This window comes from Arsenicicoccus sp. UBA2120, assembly GCF_002330965.1.
Taxonomy (GTDB): domain Bacteria; phylum Actinomycetota; class Actinomycetes; order Actinomycetales; family Dermatophilaceae; genus Arsenicicoccus; species Arsenicicoccus bolidensis.
In genome coordinates this window covers 1-19,384 of the sequence record NZ_DCYC01000012.1, presented here as the reverse complement: position 1 = coordinate 19,384, position 19,384 = coordinate 1, and the positions used below count along the sequence as shown (strand labels likewise).

The window sequence follows — 19,384 nt, the reverse complement described above, 5'->3', positions numbered from 1 at the left end:
CACGGAAGCGTCAGAAGAGCCGAATTTCTGGACCACTGCAACAGCGGTGCCGTGATCGAGGACGGTTCGGAGGCGCACCGGTTCATGCACGCGGCGTCCCAGGAGGCGTTGCGGACGTTGGCGAAGCTGAACGGCTCCTACCGCACCCCCGAGGAGGTGCGGGCCCTGATGAGCGAGCTGACCGGGCGGCCGGTGCCGGAGTCGCTGGCGGTGTTCCCGCCGTTCTACAGCGAGTTCGGCAAGAACCTGCACCTCGGCGAGGACGTGTTCATCAACATCGGCTGCCGCTTCCAGGACGCCGGGGGCATCACCATCGGGGACGGCTCGCTGATCGGGCACGGCAGCACGCTGACGACGCTCGACCACGGCGTCGACCCGGACCGGCGCGCCGACATGATCCCCGCGCCGATCGTGATCGGCCGCAAGGTCTGGCTGGGCGCCTCGGTCACCCTCGTGCCGGGCGTGACCATCGGGGACGGCGCGATCGTCGGCGCCGGCGCCGTGGTGACCAAGGACGTGCCCGCCAACGCGATCGTCGCCGGCGTCCCGGCCCGCGTGATCCGCATGACCGGCTTCGACGCATGACCAGCACGATCTTCTACACCGCCACGACGCTCGACGGCTACCTCGCCGACGAGAACGACTCTCTCGAATGGCTTTTCGTCCAGGACATCGATCACGCCGGCCCCAACAGCCACGACGCGTTCATGGCCGGGGTCGGCGCCCTGGTCATGGGGCGGACGACGTACGAGTGGCTGCGTCGCCACCTCGAGACGGCGGGGGAGCAGTGGCCGTATGCCGTGCCCGCCTGGGTGCTCAGCCACGCCGAGCTGCCCGGCATCGACGGCGCCGACCTGCGGTGGGCGCAGGGCGACGTCAGGGACGTGCACGCCGCACTCGTCGAGGCCGCCGGCGGCAAGGACGTGTGGGTGGTCGGGGGCGGTGACCTGGCGGCGCAGTTCGCCGACGCCGGGCTGCTCGACCAGCTCGTCGTGTCGATCGCCGGCGTGACCCTGGGCACCGGGCGGCCTTTGTTCCCGCGGCGATTCGCGCTCGAGCTCACCGAGGTGACCCGCAACCGGTCCTTCGTCTGCGCCACGTATGACGTGAAGGGCCCGCTGACCTAGCCCGTCCATCCGCCTGGCCCGCCCCACGCCTGCGCGGCGAGCCCGATGCGCTCGGTGACGGGCGGCGGCGTGCACAACTGCTGCAGATAGCGGCAACCCGCCGAGACCGATCGTTGCGGCACAACGGAATTCGCGGGCGGCGCGTCCCGATGTGCAGCAGTTGTGCACGCTACCCAACCACGGGGAGCCTCGCCACGCCCGTCGCGACCCAGATCCGGGCCGGCGACGACGGAGGCCTAGGGTGGCCGCATGACCGAGGACTGGCGGCGGGACCGCATCGGCGCTGCGCTCGCCGGGGCCAACCCCACCGTCATCGCCCGCCTCCAAGAGAGCTTCGCCGCGATCGGGGACGCCCAGTTCCTCCCCGGCTACTGCGTCCTGCTCGTCGACGACCCGACCATCGGTCAGCTCACGGACCTGCCACGGCCACGACGGCTGCGGTTCCTCGACTCGATGGACCGGCTGGGAGAGGCCGTCTCGGCAGCGTGCCGGGAGCACGACTCCGCCTTTCGCCGCCTCAACTACGAGATCCTCGGCAACACCGACGGATTCCTGCACGCACACGTGTTCGCGCGCTATGAGTGGGAGGACGCCGCTCACGTCGGGCTGCCGGTATGGCGCTACGACCCGGACTCGTTCTATGGCGAGACGACAGCGTTGGGCCCTGCCCACGACCCGCTCCGTCGCTCCATCCGGCGTCACCTCGACGAGCAGCGCCACGAGGACGTGCGCCTGGACGGGTAGCGCCTGGCCGGGGGCAGTGGCGTGCACAACTGCTGCAGATGACGGCACCCCACCGGAGCCCGCGCGTTGGGGCACAACGGAATTCGTTGGCGGCGCGTCTCGTTGTGCAGCAGTTGTGCACGCGCGGAGGCAGTGGGGTGCGCCGCGCGCGGACTAGCTGACGCGCGGGTCGAGACCGTACTGCTCGGGGACGCCGAGGTGCTCGCGCAGCGTGGTGCCTTCGTACTCGGTGTGGAACAGGCCGCGCTCCTGCAGGATCGGGACGACCTCGTCGACGAAGGTATCGATCCCGTCCTCGTAGGCGTCGATCGAGATCCAGAAGCCGTCGGCCGCGCCTGCCTCGAACCACTCCTGCAGGTGATCGGCCGTCACGGAGGCCGGGCCCACCGGCGTGGGGTGGTAGTCGATGACACCGTGGGCGAGGATCTCGCGGATCGTCCACCCCTCGCGCGCCACTTCCAGCGCGCGCGGGGAGCGGGGGTCGAACGGGCTGGGACGAGCGGCGGACAGCTGCTCGGCCGTGAGCGGCTCGTCGATCTGAGAGACGCTCAGCGGGGTGCCCAGCATGGAGCCGAGGTAGGGCACCCGCGTCGGCAGGAGGAACTCGCTGATGCGCAGGCGCCGGTCCACGGCCTCGCGCACGGTGGGGGCGATCGCGGGCATGACGCCGGCGAAGTACTTCACCTCGTCGGGGTCCCGACCCGCCTGCTCGGCGGCGTCGCGGGCGGCCTGGCGCTGGGCGCGGGCATCCTCGATCGTGTAGGCGGCCCCCACGACCCCGCTGGCATAGCGGCCCGCGATGCCGAGGCCGTACTCGCCACCGCCTGCGGAGAAGATGACGGGCTGGCCCTGCTCGGACGGCGGGATCGGCAGCGGGCCCCGCGAGGCGACATACTGCCCCTGCAGGTTGATCGGCGTGATCTGGTCCGGGTCGGCGAAGAGCCCCTGCTCCACGTCCTTGAGCCAGGCGTCCTTGCCCCAGCTGCCCCACAGGGCCTGCACGATCTGGATGGTCTCGTGGGCCCGCTGGTAGCGCTCGGGCCGCGGCGCGATCTCGGCGCCGTGGTTGGCGGCCACCGTGGCGTCGCTGGTGGTCACGGCGTTCCAGCCGATCCGGCCGTGGCTCATGATGTCGAGTGTCTTGAACTGGCGGGCCAGGTTGTACGGCTCGCTGAAGGTCGTGGACCCCGTGGCCACGAACCCGATGCGCTCGGTGGCGCGGGCGGCGGCGGCGATCGTCAGCAGGGGGTCGAGGGTCAGCATCGGCGCCTCGTGGGTGAGGTCGCTGGTGAGGCCCGCGAAGTCGGGGAGGAAGAAGAACTGCACCTTCCCCCGCTCGGCGGCCCGGGCGTAGCGCACCTGGGCGTCGAAGCTCGTGTAGTTGCTCGGGTCGACGCCGGGCGCGCGCCAGGCCATCGCCTGGGAGCCGTAGGCGTTGCCGAGCTGCAGGCCGAGGATCATCTGACGGTCACTCATGGGGTTCCTTCTGGCTTTGTCGGGGGGTCAGGCGGCGAGCCGGCGCAGGGTGCTGCCGTGGAAGACGAGCGGTGACTGATGGGCGTCGCGGTGCAGGTCGAGCACCCGCAGGAGCGTGAGGACGTGGTCGCCGGCATCGATCTCGGCGTGCCGCGCGACGGTGAAGGTCGCCATGGCGCCGGCCATCAGGACGCTGCCGTCCGCGCCGGTGTGGGTCGCGACGCCGTCGAACCGGGAGTCGGCCGGGCGGCTCAGCGGCCGGATGAGCGACTCGTCCCCGTCGCCGAGGACGCTGATGCCCCAGCGGTCGGCCTGCCGCAGGACCGGCCAGGTGGTCGAGGTGCGGGCGAAGGCCAGCGACACGAGCGGCGGGTCGAGCGACACCGAGCTGAACGAGCTGGCCAGCATCCCCGCCGTCCGCCCCCCGACCTGCGCGGCCACGACGGCGATGCCGGTGGGGAACGCGGACAGGGCGTGCCGCATGGCGTCCGGGGTGGGGGAGGCGGTGGCGTCGCGGAGCGGATTGGTCTTCATGGGATTCCTAGGGGAGAATGAGGAGAAGGTCTCCGTTTCACCATCAACGATACGGAGAGCATCTCCGCTACGCAACCCAGAGGGATCCAGAGCCATGACGACACCCGCAGCCAGCAGGCCCACGCGAACCGACGCGCAGCGGAACCGGGCGCACATCATCGCGGTCGCCGAGGAGGGGTTCGCGGACCTGGGGGTCGAGGTGTCGATGGACGCGATCGCCAAGCGCGCCGGGGTCGGCGCGGGCACCCTCTATCGCCACTTCCCGAGCCGGGAGGCGCTGGTCGCCGCAGTCATGGAGGCGCGCAGCCCGGACCTCGAGCGCGAGCGGGTCGCCATCGAGGACGGCGAGTCGGACTCCCGGGTGGCCCTGGAGCGGTGGCTCGAGGCGGTCAGTGCCTTCATGCGGGCGTATGACGGACTGCCCGACCCGCTCCGATCGGCGCTGCGCGAGCAGGGATCCCCCCTCGCGCCGACCTGCCGGGACGTGATAGCCACCACCGACCGCTTCCTGGCGGCGGCGCAGCGAGACGGCCACGCGCGCAAGGGGATCCGTGGCCGGGACCTCTACCTCGGCACGCTCGCCGTCGTGTGGGCGGCGGGCACGGAGTCTGCGGACGGGTCCGTCGAGCAGGGGTTGCGAGAGATGCTGCGCTCCGGCTGGGCGCTCAGCGGTGAGGGCGCCGCGCCCGCCTCCTGACAGCCGGCTCAGTCGGCGGCGACCTGCACGACCTCGCCGCCCGTGATGCGGACGAGCTCGTCGAAGGTGATGGGGAACAACGTGTCCGGCGTCCCGCCCGCGGCCCACAGCTGCTCGTGCTGCCGCAGCGCCTCGTCGACGACGGTGCGCAGGGGAGCGGGGTGCCCGACCGGGGCGACGCCACCGATGACCTGCCCCGTGGCGTAGCGCACCTCGTCGGCGGACGCCATGTGCACCTCGACGACGCCGAGCGCGCGCTCGAGCACCTCGAAGTCGACCCGGTGCGCGCCGCTGGTCATCGCCAGGATGGGCGCGCCGTCGGCCATGATCACCAGCGAGTTGGCGATGGCGCCGACCTCGCAGTCCATCGCCTCCGCTGCGTCCTTGGCCGTGCGGGCGGGCTCCTCCAGCACCCGCACCCGGCTCTCGACGCCGGCCTCGTCCAGTGCGGCCTGCACGTCCTGGGCGCGGCGCGGGAGGTCGGAGGAGGAGGTGGCGTCGGGCGCAGTCGTCATACGGCCCAGCCCATCACGACCAGTCGTGTGCCGCCAACCGCCGCCCACCCCTCGGCCGGCGCGATGGCGGGCCGGGCTCAGAAGACGCGGGTGATCTCTGCCAGGGCGCGGGCCATCCGGTCGCTGTCGCGGGCGCTGGAGTAGAGGCCGGGCGTGACCCGCACGACCTCACCCCTCGCCACGCCCCCGCGGCGCACCGTGAAGATGTGGTGCCGCTCCATGAGCCACGCCGTCATGGCCGTGGTGTCGGCCTTGGTCACGCGCCCCTGGACCCTGAACGACGTGAGCGCGGAGTACATGCGGGGGTCGTCGGGGGTCAGGATCTGCAGCCGCGGCACGTCGCGGACCTGGCGGACCCACCGGTCCCGCAGGTACTGCAGGCGCGCGTGCTTGTTGGCGACCCCGATGGACTCGTGCAGGTCCAGCGCGACCTGGAGGGAGAGCAGGTTGGCGCTGTTGGACGTGCCCGTGTGCACCCGCGAGCGGATGTCCGTGGCGGGGTAGTCCTGGTCGCCGTGGTCGCGGTCGATGTCGGCCAGCCGGTCCTTGCGGATGTACATGAACCCGATCCCGAGCGGCGCGCTGATCCACTTGTGCAGGTTGTAGCCCACGAACGCGGCTCCGAGATCCTTGGCGGTGAAGGGGATCTGGCCCCACGAGTGGGCGGCGTCCACGATCACGTCCACGCCCCGTGCCGCCGCCATGGCGACGATCTCCCGCACCGGCATCACCAGGCCGGTGCGGTGCGAGAGGTGCGTGAGGAGGAGGAGCCTGGCCTTGGGGTTGGCCTTGAGGAAGGACTCGTAGTACGCGAGCACCGAGGCGTGCGTGGCGGGCTCGGGGATGACGCCCTTGACGACGGTGACGCCGCGTCGGTCCTTGAGCCAGTCCATGGCGTACTGCATCGAGTCGTAGTCCGGGTCGACGTACAGCACCTGGTCGCCCGGGCGGAGCTTGTTGTAGCCGCCGATCAGGTTCTGCAGCGCCTCGGTGGCGCCACGGGTGAGCGCGATCTCCTCGACCGAGACGCCCAGCAGCCGGGCGACGCGCTCGCGGGCCGCCTGCTCCTTGGCGGGGTAGGCCGTGCGCATGAAGTAGGAGCTGTCGCGGGCCAGCACGTCGATGTGGTGCTTGTACTCCTCCACGACGCGTCGCGGGGTGGTGCCGAAGTAGCCGTTCTCGTAGTTGACGTAGTCGCGGGGCAGGTCGTACTCGGCGCGGACCCTCGCCCAGAACCGCTCGTCCCGGGCCAGCCGGGCAGCGGGGACGTCGGGCGCCTTGGGCATGGGACGGGGGCGGCGGCCCGGCCCCGACGAGGCCTGGGCCTGCATCGGCGAGGCCAGGACGGCGGCGCCGCCGATGGCGCTCGCACCCGCTCCGGCCAGGACGTGGCGGCGGTCGATGTCCATGTCGATGTCCTTCCAGCACAAGGGCGCCGGCGCTCCAGCGCGCACGCGACCAGCCCACTCCCGCCAGGTGGCCGGGCCGTGGCCGAGGCGTGACGTCGACGTGTCGAGGCGGACAACCGATCGAGCCGTATGGCGGCGACCGCCGGCAGCAGGCGGGCGGCACCCGTCGGAATGATCCGGACCATCTCTCCGTTTGCTCGGACGACACCCGACAACCACGATAGGTCTCTCATGAACATCGGCATCATCGGCGCGGGCAACATCGGCGGCGTCCTGGCCCGCCGCCTGCCGACCAAGGGTCACCAGGTCAAGGTCGCCAACTCGCGCGGCCCCGAGACGCTGGACGCCGAGGTCACGTCCACCGGCGCCCGCGGAGTGACGGCGGAGGAGGCGGCGACGGACGTCGACGTCCTCATCCTCTCCATCCCGCTGAGCCGCATCCCAGACCTTGCCCCGGTCGTCGGCACCCTGCCCGCCGAGACTGTGGTGGTCGACACCGGCAACTACTACCCCGCCCGCGACGGTGCGATCGAGGCCCTCGACGGCGGTCAGGTCGAGAGCGAGTGGGTGTCCGAGCAGCTGGGGCGCCCCGTCCTCAAGGCGTGGAACGCCATCCTCGCCGAGCGCCTCGTCGACGGAGGCCGCGAGGCGGGGGACCCCGAGCGGACCGCGATCCCGGTCGCGGGTGACGGTGAGGACGCCAAGAGCGTCGCGCTTGGCCTGGTGGAGGACAGCGGCTTCGACGCGGTCGACGCGGGCTCCCTCGCCGAGTCCTGGCGCCAGCAGCCGGGATCGCCCGTCTACTGCACCAGCCTCACGGCCGCGGAGGTGCCCGATGCTCTGGCGGCGGCGCAGCGCGACCGCTCGGCGGGGCGGCGGGACCTGGCGATAGCGGTCATCACCGACCGCGCGCAGGACCCCACCCGCACGGTCGACGGGGACTTCCTCACGCGGCTGAACCGCGTGCTCTACCAGTGAGCACGGACATGGCAGACGGAGCACGGCCACAGAGTCACGGACGAGAGGAACGACAGCACATGAAGATCGCCATCATCGGCACGGGACACATCGGCAAGACCCTGGTGCGCAAGCTCAGCGCCGCCGGCCACGACGTCGCGGTCGCGAACTCGCGCGGCCCCGAGACCATCGAGGCAGACCTGCTCGCGGACGGAGCACGCGCGGCCTCGGCACCGGACGCCGTCGGCGGGGCCGAGGTCGTCATCCTCTCCGTCCCGCTGAGCCGGATCCCGCAGCTGGCCCCCCTGATCCGGGAGCTGCCTCAGGAGACGGTCGTCGTCGACACCTCCAACTACTACCCGCAGCGCGACGGTGTGATCGAGGGCATCGAGGCAGGTCAGGCCGAGAGTCTCTGGGTCTCGGAGCAGCTGGGACGCCGGGTCGTCAAGGCGTGGAACATGATCGGGAGCCACGCGCTGTCCGACAAGGGCCTGCCTGCCGGCGACCCGGATCGACTCGCGGTGGCGGTGGCTGGTGACGAGCGTGGTCGCCGGGTCGGGATGGCGCTGGTCGAGGACACCGGCTTCGACGGTTTCGACGCGGGCTCGCTCGAGGAGTCCTGGCGGCAGCAGCCTGGGACGCCGGCCTACGGCACGGAGCTCACGAGCGCCCAGTTGCCGGACGCGCTGGCGACGGCCGACGCGGCCCGGGCGCCGAAGCGACGTGACCTGTCGGTCGCGGCCATCGCGGAGCGGGTCGGCGACGGGACGACCAACCCGGACTCGGACTACGGCACCCGGTTGTCCCGAGCCCTGTTCATGTAGGCGTGCGGGACCCTCGGCGCGCGCTGCGATCAAGGCTCGAGCCAGACGCCCTGGTCCAGCGCGCGCTCGAAGGTCGGGATCCACCGGTCGACGTCGAGCCCCTTGCGGGACAACCACTCTCGTGAGTAGTAGCTGTCGGCGTAGCGTCCGCCGCCGTCGCACAGCAGCGTCACCACGGACCCCTGCTGGCCGCGAGAACGCATCTCGCACACCACCTTCAGCGCCCCGAAGAGGTTGGTGCCGGTCGACCCTCCGGCGAACAACCCGGTGCGGGAGCGCAGCACGTGGATGCCAGCGATGGAGGCGGCGTCCGGGACGGAGATCATCCGGTCGACGACGCCGGCGATGAAGCTCGGCTCCACCCGAGGACGCCCGATGCCCTCGATCCGCGAGCCGACGCACGTCGTGACGCCTGCGTCCGCGTCGCACCACGCGTCGAAGAAGGCGGAGTTCTCGGGGTCCGTGACGCACAGGCGGGTCAGGTGTCCGCCATACCGCAGGTGCCGGCCGATGGTCGCGGAGGTGCCACCGGTCCCGGCGGCGGTGACGATCCACGCGGGGTCGGGGTGCGGCTCGAGCCGCATCTGCTCGAAGATCGACTCGGCGATGTTGTTGTTGCCCCGCCAGTCGGTGGCGCGCTCGGCGAAGGTGAACTGGTCCATGTAGTGACCACCGAGGCGCTCGGCGAGCTCGATGGCGCGGGGGTAGAGCGTGGCGGGGTCGTCGATGAACTCGCAGCGGCCGCCGTTGCGCTCGATCAGGTCGATCTTGGTCTGGCTGGTCGAGCGCGGCATGACCGCGATGAACTCCAGGCCCAGCAGCCGCGCGAACCACGCCTCGCTGACCGCGGTCGAGCCGCTGGACGCCTCGATGATCGGGGTCTCGGGGCCGACCCACCCGTTGCACAGGGCGTAGAGGAACAGCGACCGCGCGAGGCGGTGCTTGAGCGAGCCCGAGGGGTGGGTGGACTCGTCCTTGAGGTAGAGCTCGATGCCCCAGGCCTCGGGCAGCCGCACGGGCAGCAGGTGCGTGTCGGCGGAGCGGTTGGCGTCGGCCTGGACCGCGCGGATCGCCTGGGCCACCCAGGCTCGCCGGGCGGGGTCGCTGCGATCGACGTCACGTGCGGTGGCCTGCAGGGTCATGGCTCCGAGGGTAGCCTGCAGCCCTATGGTGAAGCGGGCCGGCGACGGCGCCGCCCGTTGGCCCGGACCCACCGACGAAGGAGACGAACCATGGCGTTGCGCATCGGATACAAGGCATCGTCGGAGCAGTTTGCCCCGCGGGAGCTCGCCGACTACGCGGTCCTGGCCGAGGAGCTCGGACTCGACAGCGCGTTCATCGCGGACCACTTCCAGCCGTGGCGTCACACCGGCGGCCACGCCCCGTCCAGCATCCCGTGGCTGGCGCACGTCGCTGCGCGCACCGAGCGGATCGTGCTCGGGACCTCCGTGATGACCCCGACCTTCCGCTACAACCCGGCCATGGTGGCGCAGTCGTTCGCGACGCTGGCGTGCCTGCACCCGGGCCGCCTGGTCCTCGGCGTCGGCACGGGCGAGGCGCTCAACGAGATCGCCGTCGGCTCGGTGCAGGGGGACTGGCCCGAGTTCAAGGAACGCTTCGCGCGGCTCCGCGAGTCCGTCGAGCTCATGCGCCGCCTGTGGACCGAGGAGCGCGTGACCTTCGACGGCGACTACTACCGGACGACGGACGCGACGGTCTACGACCGGCCCGAGTCTCCCGTGCCCGTCTACGTCGCGGCCGGCGGGCCCATGGTCGCGAGGTATGCCGGCCGCAAGGGCGACGGCTTCATCTGCACCTCCGGCAAGGGCCGCGAGCTGTATGCCGACAAGCTCGTCCCCGCCGTCGTGGAGGCTGCGGGCAAGGTGGGACGCGACCCCTCTGGCATCGACCGGATGATCGAGATCAAGTTGTCCTATGACCCGGATCCCGCTGCCGCGCTGGAGAACTGCCGGTTCTGGGCGCCGTTGTCCCTCACCGCCGAGCAGAAGCACTCGTTGCACGACCCCGCCGAGATGGAGGCCGCGGCCGACGCCCTGCCCATCGAGCAGGTGGCCCAGCGCTGGATCGTGGCCTCGACGCCGGAGGAGGTCGTCGAGCAGGTCCGCTTCTACACCGACCTCGGTTTCGACCACCTGGTCCTGCACGGTCCGGGTCACGACCAGGAGCGATACCTGCGGTCCCTGGCGGAGCAGGTGCTCCCTGCGCTGCGCGAGCTTGTTCCCGCGCCGCTGCCCGAGCCGCCGGCGACCGCCTCCGACAGCGAGTCGGCCTGACCCATGGGCGAATCCATCCTGAGACTGGGTCGTCGTTCGTTCACCGCGGACGACCGGCTCGTGATGGCGATCGTCAACCGGACGCCTGACTCGTTCTACGACCAGGGTGCGACCTGGGCCGAGGACGCCGCCCTGCGCCGCGTGGACACGTTGGTCTCAGCCGGAGCGGAGATCGTCGACATCGGCGGGATCAAGGCAGCCCCGGGCGAGGAGATCGGTGAGGCCGAGGAGCGTTCTCGCGTGGTCGATCTCGTGGCGTCCGTCCGCCAGCACCACCCCGGGGTGATCATCAGCGTCGACACCTGGCGCGCGTCGGTGGGGGCGGCAGTGTGCGCGGCAGGGGCGGACCTGCTCAACGACGCGTGGGGCGGTGCCGATCCCGAGCTCGTCGACGTGGCAGCCGAGTTCGACGTGGGGATCGTCTGCACGCACACCGGCGGGGTGCCGGTGCGGACCCGCCCGCATCGTGTGGAGTACGACGACGTCGTCGCATCCGTCATCGACGACACCACCGCCTATGCCGAGCGGGCGGAACGCGCCGGTGTCGCGAGGGACCGGATCATCGTCGACCCCGCCCACGACTTCGGCAAGCAGACCTGGCACTCGCTGGAGGTGACCCGGCGCCTCGACGAGCTCGTCGCCCGCGGCCGGCCGGTGCTGGTATCGCTGTCCAACAAGGACTTCGTGGGGGAGTCGCTCGACCTGCCCGTCGACCAACGCCTGACGGGAACGCTTGCGACCACGGCGATCTCGTCGTGGCACGGCGCGATGATCTATCGCGCGCACGAGGTCTCCGAGACGCGTCAGGTCCTCGACATGGTCTCGACGATCCAGGGCCGGCGCGCGCCCGCGCGGACCGTCCGGGGGCTCGTGTGATCGCGGCGGCCGCGATCTGCCCCCAGCCGGCCGGTCTGCTGCGCGAATACCGCAGCACCGCAGACCCATTCGCCTCGTTGCGGGAGACCTGTCGCGAGGCGGTGTCCCTCGTGCTCGGCGCGGAGCCGCGCCGGTTGGTGGTCGTGGGGGCGGGGCCGGGGCCGGAGGCCCGGCACACGACGCGGGACCCGTTGTCCGTCAGGGTTGCTCGTGAGCTGCTCGAGGGGCTCGACGCTCCCTCGGTGCAGGAGGTGGTCGTGGCACCCGACGAGACCCGCGACGCCGCAGCGTGCCTCGGTCGACAGCTGTGCGAGCTGCCTGGCGACACAGCACTTCTCGTCATCGCCGACGGGTCGGCCCGTCGCGGTGTCAAGGCGCCGGGTTACCTGGACGAGCGTGCCTTCGCCTATGACGACCGGTGGCGCGCGGCCCTGCGGGACGGCGACGTGGACGAGCTGCGCGCCCTGGAGCCGGAGCTCGCCGCCGACCTGCTGGCCCGCGGGCGTGCTCCGCTGCAGGTTCTCGCCGGTGCGGTGGGTGAGAGTCGCGTCCAGAGCACGGTGCTGCTCGACGAGGACCGCTGGGGCGTGGCCTATCTCGTGGGGGTGTGGTCGTGCGGGTGATCCTCGACGACGGGGGACCGGTGGAGGTCCTGGACCACCGTGCAGCGTTGGGCCCGGTCCGTGACCTCGACCAGCTCGCCGAGCTCTACGCGACGCCCGAGGACTGGTGGCGAGCCAACTTCGTGACGACGGTCGACGGCGCGGTCACCGGCGCCGACGGCCGCACCGGCACGATCAACAACGCCGCCGACAAGGTCGTCTTCGACCTGCTTCGGGCGCTGGCGGACGTCGTGGTGGTGGGCGCGGGGACGGCGCGGGCGGAGGGATACGGGCCGGTCCAGCCCCTGACGGACGAGCTGGCCGCGGTGCGCCGCCGGGCCGTGGGCCGGACCACGCCTGCCCGCCTGCTCGTGGTCAGTGCCTCGGCCGAGATCCCCGCCGGTCTGCTCGGCGCGGCACCGGGGGCGGTCATGCTTGCGACGACCTCGCAGGCCCCCGCCGAGGCACTGGGCGAGGCCGTCCGGCAGCTGGGGGAGCCCCACGTGATCGTCGGTGGCGCGGGCCCAGTCGACCCGGTCTGGCTGCGGGGAGAGCTCGTCCGCAGAGGAGCCACCCGGATCCTGTGCGAGGGCGGACCGACCTTGTTGCGAGCGATGCTGCTCGGCGGCGTGCTCGACGAGCTGTGCCTCACCACCTCGCCCCTGCTGGTGGGTGGCCACGGCCCGCGCCTGGTCGAGGGATTGGAGCTGCGGCGCGACATACGACCGGTGCTGGTCCTCGAAGAGAGCGGCACGCTGCTGACCCGCTGGCTCCTAGCCCCCTAGGCGACCGGAAGTGACCCGTCGGGTCGCCGAGCGGTCAACTCGCGCGCCATCCGACCGGAAGTGACCCGTCGGGGCGCGGTCCTCCCCATCTGCCACCTGCACCCGTCCGGAAGTGACCCGTCGGGGCGGCGAGCTCCTCATCCGCCACCTGCACCCGACCGGAAGTGACCTGTCGGGTCACGCCGAGCGGTCAACTCGCACGCGACCCGACCGGAAGTGACCCGTCGGGCAGGTCGGCGGGCCGGACGCGGGCCTAGCCCCGGCGTGCAGGCTGCGACCCGGCCCGACGGCCTACCACTGTGCGATGGACGACAACGCACCCAGGCCCGCGATGATCGCGACGATGAGACCGACCGCACCGCCGAACAGGTCAGGGAGGGGCCGGGGAGCAGGCAGGCGTAGGTCCTGCGGACCGGGACCGACAGCCACCTCGACGGTGTCACCCACCTGCAGGTGGGGGACCCCGGAGCAGGGGACGGAGACCCGCCGCAGGGGACCGTGCGGGTCCTGGAGCTCCAGGTCCGCGACCAGCGTGGGGCCACCTCCCGGCGCCGCGCGGTGGGCGAGCTGCAGCACCGTGGCCGTCGCCGTGGTCCAGTGCCGGGAGGACCAGAGCGGGTGGAGCGCTGCGCCCGCGAACGCCAGGCCGGCCAGTGAGATGGCGGCCGAGCCGACCGCCTGGTCACCCCCGCCTCCGCCTCCGCCCCGCGTGGCCTGCCAGACCGCGAGCCCCACGACGGGCACGACGACCTGGAGGACGGCGGTCACGACCGGGGCGGACCACGCACGGGGGGGGGGATCACCGACCGGCCCGGGTCCTGCGGGTGCACCTGCACCGAGATGGGCTGGCCGGGCTCGACCGGGAGGGCCGACGGCAGCCGTGCCTCACCCTCGTGCTCGCGGCCGTCCGGCCCGGCATAGCGGTAGCGGACGTGCGGCACCCCCATCGGATCACCCTCGCTGGCCCGCACCGTCAGCTGCCGGACGTCCTCCACGGTCGCGGCGACGGTCGGCCAACGCCAGCGGCGCAAGAAGGATCTGGGCGAGGCTCCAGGTGCCGGAGCCCACGCAGCCCAGCGCGAACAGTGCGACAGCGATCTCCACGATGATCCCCCCGGTCGATGTGGTGCCTCCACCCTAGGGGACCGCGGTCAGCGGCGGGCCACCGCGTAGCCAGAACGCCCGAGCCGGAACGCCCGGCGTCCCTGCGGGTCGACGCAGGTGATGCCTCGAGCGGTGTCGAGGCAGGACCACGGCGCGCCCTTGACCTGCACGACGCGCCCCTCCTGCAGGCGTGGGAGGGTGGCCGGGTCGACGCTGACGATGGTGTCCGAGTTGCACACGGGGACGACCCGTCCGCGCTCGTCGACCTCGATCCGGCCGACCTGGGAGCGCCCGTCGCCGGCCGCGCACACCCCGGGCGCCTCGATCCCCGCACCGTCGGCGAGCTCGCACACGCCGCCGCCCTCGCTCGACGCGATCTGGCAATAGACCGACCCGTCGTGGCTGACGAACGACGCCTCGCGGACGTATCCGTGCTCCTGGACTCCGTCGCGGACGGCCGCCAGGGCGCGGGCCAGCGTGAACGTGCCACCCGAGCTCGAGGTGGGGGTGGCCGTCGCGGGCGCCGGCGGCGTCGGGGTGGCCGGGGCACCGCCGGGGGCCGTCGATGGCGAACCGGTCTGGGGAGAGGCGGTCACGGTGACGGTGACGGTCTCGGACGGCGACGACGGAGCGGGAGCGGACGTGGACGTGGCCGTGGCGGAGCCCGCCGGTGATGACCCCGCAGCGGTGCTGCCCGTCGTGCTCGGATCGCCTCCGCCGCACCCCGCGAGGGCGATCGTGAGGGCCACGAGGCCCGCTGCCAGGAGCGGCTTCATCGTCCCAGGGTGGCAGGGCGACGGCCGACCCGCCAGGGGCGCGATCGGCTCAGTCCGGCAGGAGCGCGCGTATGACGCGACCGGGGTCGCCCGCCCGCATCACCTCGCCCATGACGGCCACCCCGTGCGCACCCGCGCCCATGGCCTCGGCGGCCGTCTCGCCCGAGATGCCGCCCAGCGCAAGGACCTTCGTCTCGCCGAGGGGCACCGCATCGATGACCCGGCGAAGCCCTGCGGGTCCGAGCGCGGGGCCGTAGCCCGGCTTGGAGGCGGTTGCGGCACACGGCGAGAGCGTGACGTAGTCGCACCCCTGCTCCACCGCAGCACGCAGCTCGGCCACGTCGTGGGTCGAGCGCCCCACCAGCGACGCGTGCGGCGGGACGGGATCGCTGCGTCGCAGGTGCACGCCGTCCGCCACCGCGCCCCACGCCGCCGCGGCAGGCAGGGGCGCCGCCACGACGAGCCGACCACCCACCGGCCGCAGGAGGCCGGCGAGCGACGTGGCGAGGGCGAGTCGCTGGTCGTCGGGCAGGTCGCGCTCGCGCAGGCACACCCAGCACGCCCCGGCATCGATGCAGCGCTCGACCTGCTCGACCAGCGACCGGCCGGCCGGCAGCTGCGAGCGGTCGGTGAGGACCAGCAGCCGGGAGGGCATCAGTCGATGCGGCCCTGCATGGGGGAGGACGCGAGAGCGTGGCGTCGGACCGGGATGCGGCCGGCGCCATGGGCGAGGCGCCCAGCGATGGTCGCGTGGCGGATGGCGGCGGCCATCGCGGCGGGGTGCTCGGACCGGGTGACGGCGGACGCGACGAGCACGGCGTCGCAGCCGAGCTCCATGGCGAGGGCGGCGTCCGAGGCGGTGCCGATGCCTGCGTCGAGCACCACGGGCACGGTGACGGCCTCACGGATCAGCTCGATGTTGTGCGGGTTGCGGATGCCGAGGCCCGAGCCGATGGGGGAGCCCAGCGGCATGACGGCGGCGCAGCCGAGATCGGCGAGCCGACGCGCGATCACGGGGTCGTCGGTCGTGTAGGGCAGCACCGTGAACCCGTCGTCGACGAGCCGTTCGCACGCGTCGAGGAGCTCGACGACGTCCGGGAGCAGGGTGCGGTCGTCGGCGATGACCTCGACCTTGATCAGGTCGGTGCCGAGCGCCTCCCGGGCGAGCTGGGCGGTGAGCACGGCCTCCCGCGCGGTGTAGCAGCCGGCCGTGTTGGGCAGCAGCCGGCACCCGAGGCGGCGGAGCAGGCCGAGCGTGTCGTCCTTGCCGGTGGTCGAGATGCGGCGCATGGCCACGGTGACCAGGCTCGGCTCGGCGGCGAGCACCGCGGCCTTGAGGTCGGCGATGCGCCGCGAGCCGCCCGTGCCGAGGAACAGCCGGGACGAGAGCTCGTGCCCGCCGACCACGAGCGGGTCGTCCAACGGTGTGGCGCCCGCCGGGGCGTGAGGAGTGGTGGGGGACATGGCGGCTCAGCCTCCCTGCATGGCGGTGACGATCTCGACCTGGGCGCCGTCGTCGAGGGTGCGGCCCTGCCAGCGTCCGCGGGGGACGACGGTGTGGTCGACGGCCACGGCGATGCCGTCGGGGGTCAGGCCGAGCTCGGCGACGAGGCCGGTGATGTCGAGCCCGTCTGCGACGGAACGGCTCTCGCCGTTGACGGTGATGGTCATGGGCTGTCCTCAGGGTGGTGACGGGAGGGAGGTGGGTAGCGGGTGGCGGCGAAGGGGGTCGCCTCGGCGATGTCGGTGACACCGTCGAGCACGAGGTCGGTCACGAGGTCGGCGGTGACGGGGGTCAGCAGCATCCCGTGGCGGAAGTGACCGGTGGCGACGACCAGGCCGGGCGTGCCGACGAGTCCGAGCAGGGGTCCGTTGTCGGGGGTGCCGGGGCGCAGCCGGGCGACGGCGTCGACCAGCGTCAGCTCACCGACCTCGGGCAGCAGGGTGGTGGCGGCGCGCAGCAGCTCCAGCAGGCCGCGCCCGGTCACGTCGGTGTCGCCCAGCTCCTCGGACGTCGCGCCGATCACGAGCTCGCCGGTGATGCGGGGGATGAGATAGACGTGGTCGCCGTGCACCGTCCCCCGGACCGTGTGGTCGAGGAGGCCTCGGGCTCCGCCCATGCGCAGGATCTGCCCCTTGACCGGGCGCAGCGGCAGGGTGACCAGCTCGGCGACGCCCGGGACCGCACCGCTGTCGACGCCCGCCGCGAGGACCACGGTGTCGCAACGGGACTCGCGTGGCGTGTCGTGGTCGCAGGACGCCACCGCGACGACCCGTCCGTCCTCGACGACCGGCGCCCCGCGCCGCGCGACCAGCTCCACCCCGGCCCGGACCCCCGCCGCGCGGAGCCCCTGCACCACGAACCGGTTGTCGACCCACAGGTCGCTCTCGACGAGCAGCGCGGTACGCGCACCGGGCGCGAGAGCGGGAGCCACCCGACGCAGCTCGCGTGACGAGAGCCGTTGGTAGGGAAGGGAGTAGCGCTCCAGCAGGTCGGCGGTCCGCCATACCTCGCGGGCGTCGTCGAGATCCATCCCGACGTGCAGGGCGCCCTCGGTGTGCAGGTCGGGCGAGATGTCCGACGCAGCCTCGAGCCGCGCCGCGAAGTTCGGCCACCGGGCGTGCGACGCGAGCGCCAGGGCGAGCAGGTCCTCCTCCTCGTAGGTCGCCTCGCTGACCGGAGCCAGCATGCCGCCGGCGGCGTGCGAGGCGCCCTGCCCGGGCGCGGGATCCCACAGCTCGACGTCCGCCCCGCGGCTCGCCAGCGACCACGCGCAGGCGAGACCGATGACGCCGCCACCGAGGACGACGACCCTGGGGCCGGGTGAGGACATCTGCGCTCCGATCTCCCTGACCCGCATGACCGGGTCGGTGCAGCGGTCGAGACCAGGCTCCAGGTCTCCTCTCAGCCCGGTGCACCGGGCTCCCGCGAGGACCTCGCCATCCTAGGCCGGTCAGGCGGTCAGGCGGGACGCATCGTGCCCGTCTGCATGAACCGTTCGTGCCAGCTGAACGCCTCGCCCAGCAGGTGAGGCGTCTGCATCCCCCACGCGCCGCGCTGGGCCCGGTCGAAGTAGTCCTGCAGCATCGGCCGGAAGTCGGGGTGCGCGCAGTGGTCGATGATCCGCTGCGCCCGACGCCGCGGGGAGCAGCCGCGCAGGTCGGCAAGACCCTGCTCGGTGATCAGCACCTGCACGTCGTGCTCGGTGTGGTCGACGTGCGTGACCATCGGGACGATGCAGGACAGGGCGCCGCCCTTGGCCGTCGACGGCGTGACGAAGGTCGACAGGAAGGCGTTGCGGGCGAAGTCGCCGGAGCCGCCGATGCCGTTCTGGATCCGCGAGCCCATGATGTGCGTCGAGTTCACGTTGCCGTAGATGTCGGCCTCGATCAGCCCGTTGCTGGCGATGACCCCGAGCCGGCGGATCACCTCGGGGTGGTTGGAGATCTCCTGCGGACGCATGATGATCCGCTTGCTGAAGAAGTCGATGTCGTCGTTGAACCGCTGAACTCCCTCGGGGGACAACGAGAACGCGGTCGCGGACGCCACCTCGATCGTGCCGTTCTCGATCAGGTCGAGCATGCCGTCCTGCAGCACCTCGGTGTAGGCCTGCAACCCCTTCCACGGGGACTCCGACAGCCCGGCGAGCACGGCGTTGGCGATGTTGCCGACGCCGCTCTGCAGCGGGAGCAGCTTCTCCGGCATGCGGCCGGCCCGGACCTCGGACTGCAGGAAGTCCATCAGGTGACCGGCGATGGCCTTGGAGTCGTCGTCGAGCGCCTTGAACGCCGTGTTGCGGTCGGGGGCGTCGGTCTCGACGATCCCGATGATCTTGTCCGGCGGACAGCGGAAGAAGGGGTCTCCGATGCGGTCCGCGGCGTCGGTGATCATGACCGGCTTGCGGTGGGGTGGCAGGGCGGTGCCGTAGTAGATGTCGTGCATGCCCTCGAGCTCCAGGCGCTGCCAGGCGTTGACCTCGAGGATCACCTTGTCGGCCTGGTCGATCCAGGTCTTGTTGTTGCCCACGGACGCCGACGGGAGCAGCGTGCCGTCCTCGTTGACCGCGGCCACCTCGACCAGCGCGACGTCGAGCCTGCCGAGGAAGCCCTCCCAGGTCATCTGCGCGACGTGCGAGAGGTGGACGTCGATGTACTCCATCGTGCCGGCGTTGATCTTGGCGCGGCTGATCGGGTCGGACTGGTAGGGGAGCCGCAGCTCCACGCCGTCGGCCTCGGCCAGCGCGCCGTCCAGCTCCGGCGCCGTCGAGGCACCCGTCCACACCCCGACCCGGAAGTCGTCGCCGCGCTGGTGGGCGGCGGTCATGCGGTCGGCAAGCGCCTTGGGGACGGCCTTGGGATAGCCCGCGCCCGTGAACCCGCTCATCCCGACGTTGTCGCCGTGGTTGATGAGAGCGGCCGCGTCCTCGGCCGTCATGATCTTGCTGCGGAGGGCGGGGTTGGCGACGCGGGAGCTCATCGAGATCACCTCGGGGGTCGGTCCTTGGGGTCGGTCCAACCCTAGGACGGGGGTGGGTCGGGTGATGCGGTGGGGTGGCCCTTGGCGCGGTGCCGGTCGACGAGGCCGTATGCCGGGAAGGGGGGTCCCGGCATACGGCCTCGTGCGTGACTCTTGTGGTGCTGTCTGGTGCTGGGGTTACTGGACG

General features: G+C 72.2%; 23 protein-coding genes. 10 read left to right on the top strand and 13 right to left on the bottom strand.

Annotated features, from left to right (window positions below):
- Positions 1-27 precede the first annotated feature (27 nt).
- From B2P18_RS01105 to B2P18_RS01095, 3 genes are all read left to right on the top strand, one after another.
- A complete protein-coding gene (locus B2P18_RS01105) occupies positions 28-585 on the top strand; it encodes a DapH/DapD/GlmU-related protein (RefSeq protein WP_286955510.1) in 558 nt (185 codons plus the stop codon).
- The gene (locus B2P18_RS01100; protein ID WP_286955508.1) at positions 582-1,127 is read left to right on the top strand and encodes a dihydrofolate reductase family protein; all 546 of its coding nucleotides are present in this window, start codon (positions 582-584) and stop codon (positions 1,125-1,127) included. The genes B2P18_RS01105 and B2P18_RS01100 overlap by 4 nt, the downstream gene beginning before the upstream one ends.
- 249 nt (positions 1,128-1,376) lie before the next feature.
- Entirely contained in the window at positions 1,377-1,871 is a 495-nt protein-coding gene (locus B2P18_RS01095) for a diadenosine tetraphosphate hydrolase (protein ID WP_286955506.1), read from the top strand.
- A 153-nt stretch (positions 1,872-2,024) separates the two neighbouring features.
- On the opposite strand, the gene B2P18_RS01090 is transcribed toward B2P18_RS01095, so the two are convergent.
- On the bottom strand, positions 2,025-3,347 hold the full coding sequence (locus tag B2P18_RS01090; RefSeq protein ID WP_286955504.1) for an NtaA/DmoA family FMN-dependent monooxygenase: 1,323 nt from the start codon (positions 3,345-3,347) through the stop codon (positions 2,025-2,027).
- 27 nt (positions 3,348-3,374) lie between these two features.
- Positions 3,375-3,881 carry a flavin reductase family protein gene (locus B2P18_RS01085; RefSeq protein ID WP_286955503.1) on the bottom strand — a complete coding sequence of 169 codons (507 nt, stop codon included), beginning with the start codon at positions 3,879-3,881 and terminating at the stop codon, positions 3,375-3,377.
- A 94-nt stretch (positions 3,882-3,975) separates the two neighbouring features.
- On the opposite strand from B2P18_RS01085, the gene B2P18_RS01080 reads away from it, so the two are divergent.
- The gene (locus tag B2P18_RS01080; RefSeq protein ID WP_239262909.1) at positions 3,976-4,578 is read left to right on the top strand and encodes a TetR/AcrR family transcriptional regulator; all 603 of its coding nucleotides are present in this window, start codon (positions 3,976-3,978) and stop codon (positions 4,576-4,578) included.
- A gap of 8 nt (positions 4,579-4,586) precedes the next feature.
- Here the strand turns inward: B2P18_RS01080 and B2P18_RS01075 are convergent, their stop codons facing one another.
- Positions 4,587-5,093 carry a YbaK/EbsC family protein gene (locus tag B2P18_RS01075; protein ID WP_286955499.1) on the bottom strand — a complete coding sequence of 169 codons (507 nt, stop codon included), beginning with the start codon at positions 5,091-5,093 and terminating at the stop codon, positions 4,587-4,589.
- 77 nt (positions 5,094-5,170) lie between these two features.
- Entirely contained in the window at positions 5,171-6,502 is a 1,332-nt protein-coding gene (locus B2P18_RS01070) for an aminotransferase class V-fold PLP-dependent enzyme (RefSeq protein WP_286955497.1), read from the bottom strand.
- 231 nt (positions 6,503-6,733) lie between these two features.
- On the opposite strand from B2P18_RS01070, the gene B2P18_RS01065 reads away from it, so the two are divergent.
- On the top strand, positions 6,734-7,480 hold the full coding sequence (locus B2P18_RS01065) for an NADPH-dependent F420 reductase (RefSeq protein WP_376783754.1): 747 nt from the start codon (positions 6,734-6,736) through the stop codon (positions 7,478-7,480).
- Between the two features lie 8 nt (positions 7,481-7,488).
- The gene (locus B2P18_RS01060; protein WP_286955494.1) at positions 7,489-8,283 is read left to right on the top strand and encodes an NADPH-dependent F420 reductase; all 795 of its coding nucleotides are present in this window, start codon (positions 7,489-7,491) and stop codon (positions 8,281-8,283) included.
- 29 nt (positions 8,284-8,312) lie between these two features.
- Here B2P18_RS01060 and B2P18_RS01055 read toward each other — a convergent pair whose 3' ends face one another.
- On the bottom strand, positions 8,313-9,425 hold the full coding sequence (locus tag B2P18_RS01055) for a PLP-dependent cysteine synthase family protein (protein WP_286955492.1): 1,113 nt from the start codon (positions 9,423-9,425) through the stop codon (positions 8,313-8,315).
- 90 nt (positions 9,426-9,515) lie between these two features.
- Here B2P18_RS01055 and fgd point away from each other — a divergent pair, with 90 nt between their 5' ends.
- From fgd to B2P18_RS18825, 4 genes are read left to right on the top strand one after another with little or no spacing between them, the layout of a single operon-like run.
- Positions 9,516-10,577: a glucose-6-phosphate dehydrogenase (coenzyme-F420) gene (gene fgd / locus B2P18_RS01050; RefSeq protein WP_286955490.1), complete on the top strand. Its 1,062-nt coding sequence runs from the start codon at positions 9,516-9,518 to the stop codon at positions 10,575-10,577.
- Between the two features lie 3 nt (positions 10,578-10,580).
- Complete coding sequence (gene folP / locus B2P18_RS01045; RefSeq protein WP_286955489.1) at positions 10,581-11,453, top strand: dihydropteroate synthase; 873 nt, start codon at positions 10,581-10,583, stop codon at positions 11,451-11,453.
- Entirely contained in the window at positions 11,450-12,076 is a 627-nt protein-coding gene (locus tag B2P18_RS01040) for a hypothetical protein (protein ID WP_286955488.1), read from the top strand. Before folP ends, B2P18_RS01040 begins: the two co-directional genes overlap by 4 nt.
- A complete protein-coding gene (locus B2P18_RS18825) occupies positions 12,073-12,840 on the top strand; it encodes a dihydrofolate reductase family protein (RefSeq protein ID WP_286960614.1) in 768 nt (255 codons plus the stop codon). The genes B2P18_RS01040 and B2P18_RS18825 overlap by 4 nt, the downstream gene beginning before the upstream one ends.
- Before the next feature lie 291 nt (positions 12,841-13,131).
- On the opposite strand, the gene B2P18_RS01035 is transcribed toward B2P18_RS18825, so the two are convergent.
- The 8 genes from B2P18_RS01035 to B2P18_RS01000 all read right to left on the bottom strand — a co-directional run bounded on the left by B2P18_RS01035 (position 13,132) and on the right by B2P18_RS01000 (position 19,197).
- Positions 13,132-13,608, bottom strand: coding sequence for a DUF3592 domain-containing protein (locus B2P18_RS01035; protein ID WP_286955486.1), 477 nt, complete (start codon positions 13,606-13,608; stop codon positions 13,132-13,134).
- Positions 13,605-13,835, bottom strand: coding sequence for a DUF3592 domain-containing protein (locus B2P18_RS18945; protein ID WP_422652874.1), 231 nt, complete (start codon positions 13,833-13,835; stop codon positions 13,605-13,607). Before B2P18_RS18945 ends, B2P18_RS01035 begins: the two co-directional genes overlap by 4 nt.
- A 156-nt stretch (positions 13,836-13,991) precedes the next feature.
- Positions 13,992-14,720 (bottom strand): hypothetical protein, encoded by a 729-nt coding sequence (locus tag B2P18_RS01025; protein ID WP_286955482.1) that lies wholly within the window; start codon positions 14,718-14,720, stop codon positions 13,992-13,994.
- Between the two features lie 49 nt (positions 14,721-14,769).
- Complete coding sequence (locus tag B2P18_RS01020) at positions 14,770-15,375, bottom strand: thiamine phosphate synthase (protein WP_286955480.1); 606 nt, start codon at positions 15,373-15,375, stop codon at positions 14,770-14,772.
- Positions 15,375-16,184 (bottom strand): thiazole synthase, encoded by an 810-nt coding sequence (locus B2P18_RS01015; RefSeq protein WP_286955478.1) that lies wholly within the window; start codon positions 16,182-16,184, stop codon positions 15,375-15,377. Before B2P18_RS01015 ends, B2P18_RS01020 begins: the two co-directional genes overlap by 1 nt.
- Before the next feature lie 6 nt (positions 16,185-16,190).
- Entirely contained in the window at positions 16,191-16,391 is a 201-nt protein-coding gene (gene thiS / locus B2P18_RS01010; protein ID WP_239262935.1) for a sulfur carrier protein ThiS, read from the bottom strand.
- Positions 16,388-17,554 carry a glycine oxidase ThiO gene (gene thiO / locus B2P18_RS01005; RefSeq protein ID WP_286955475.1) on the bottom strand — a complete coding sequence of 389 codons (1,167 nt, stop codon included), beginning with the start codon at positions 17,552-17,554 and terminating at the stop codon, positions 16,388-16,390. Before thiO ends, thiS begins: the two co-directional genes overlap by 4 nt.
- Before the next feature lie 128 nt (positions 17,555-17,682).
- Positions 17,683-19,197 carry an acetyl-CoA hydrolase/transferase family protein gene (locus B2P18_RS01000; protein ID WP_034252204.1) on the bottom strand — a complete coding sequence of 505 codons (1,515 nt, stop codon included), beginning with the start codon at positions 19,195-19,197 and terminating at the stop codon, positions 17,683-17,685.
- Between the last annotated feature and the right edge of the window lie 187 nt (positions 19,198-19,384).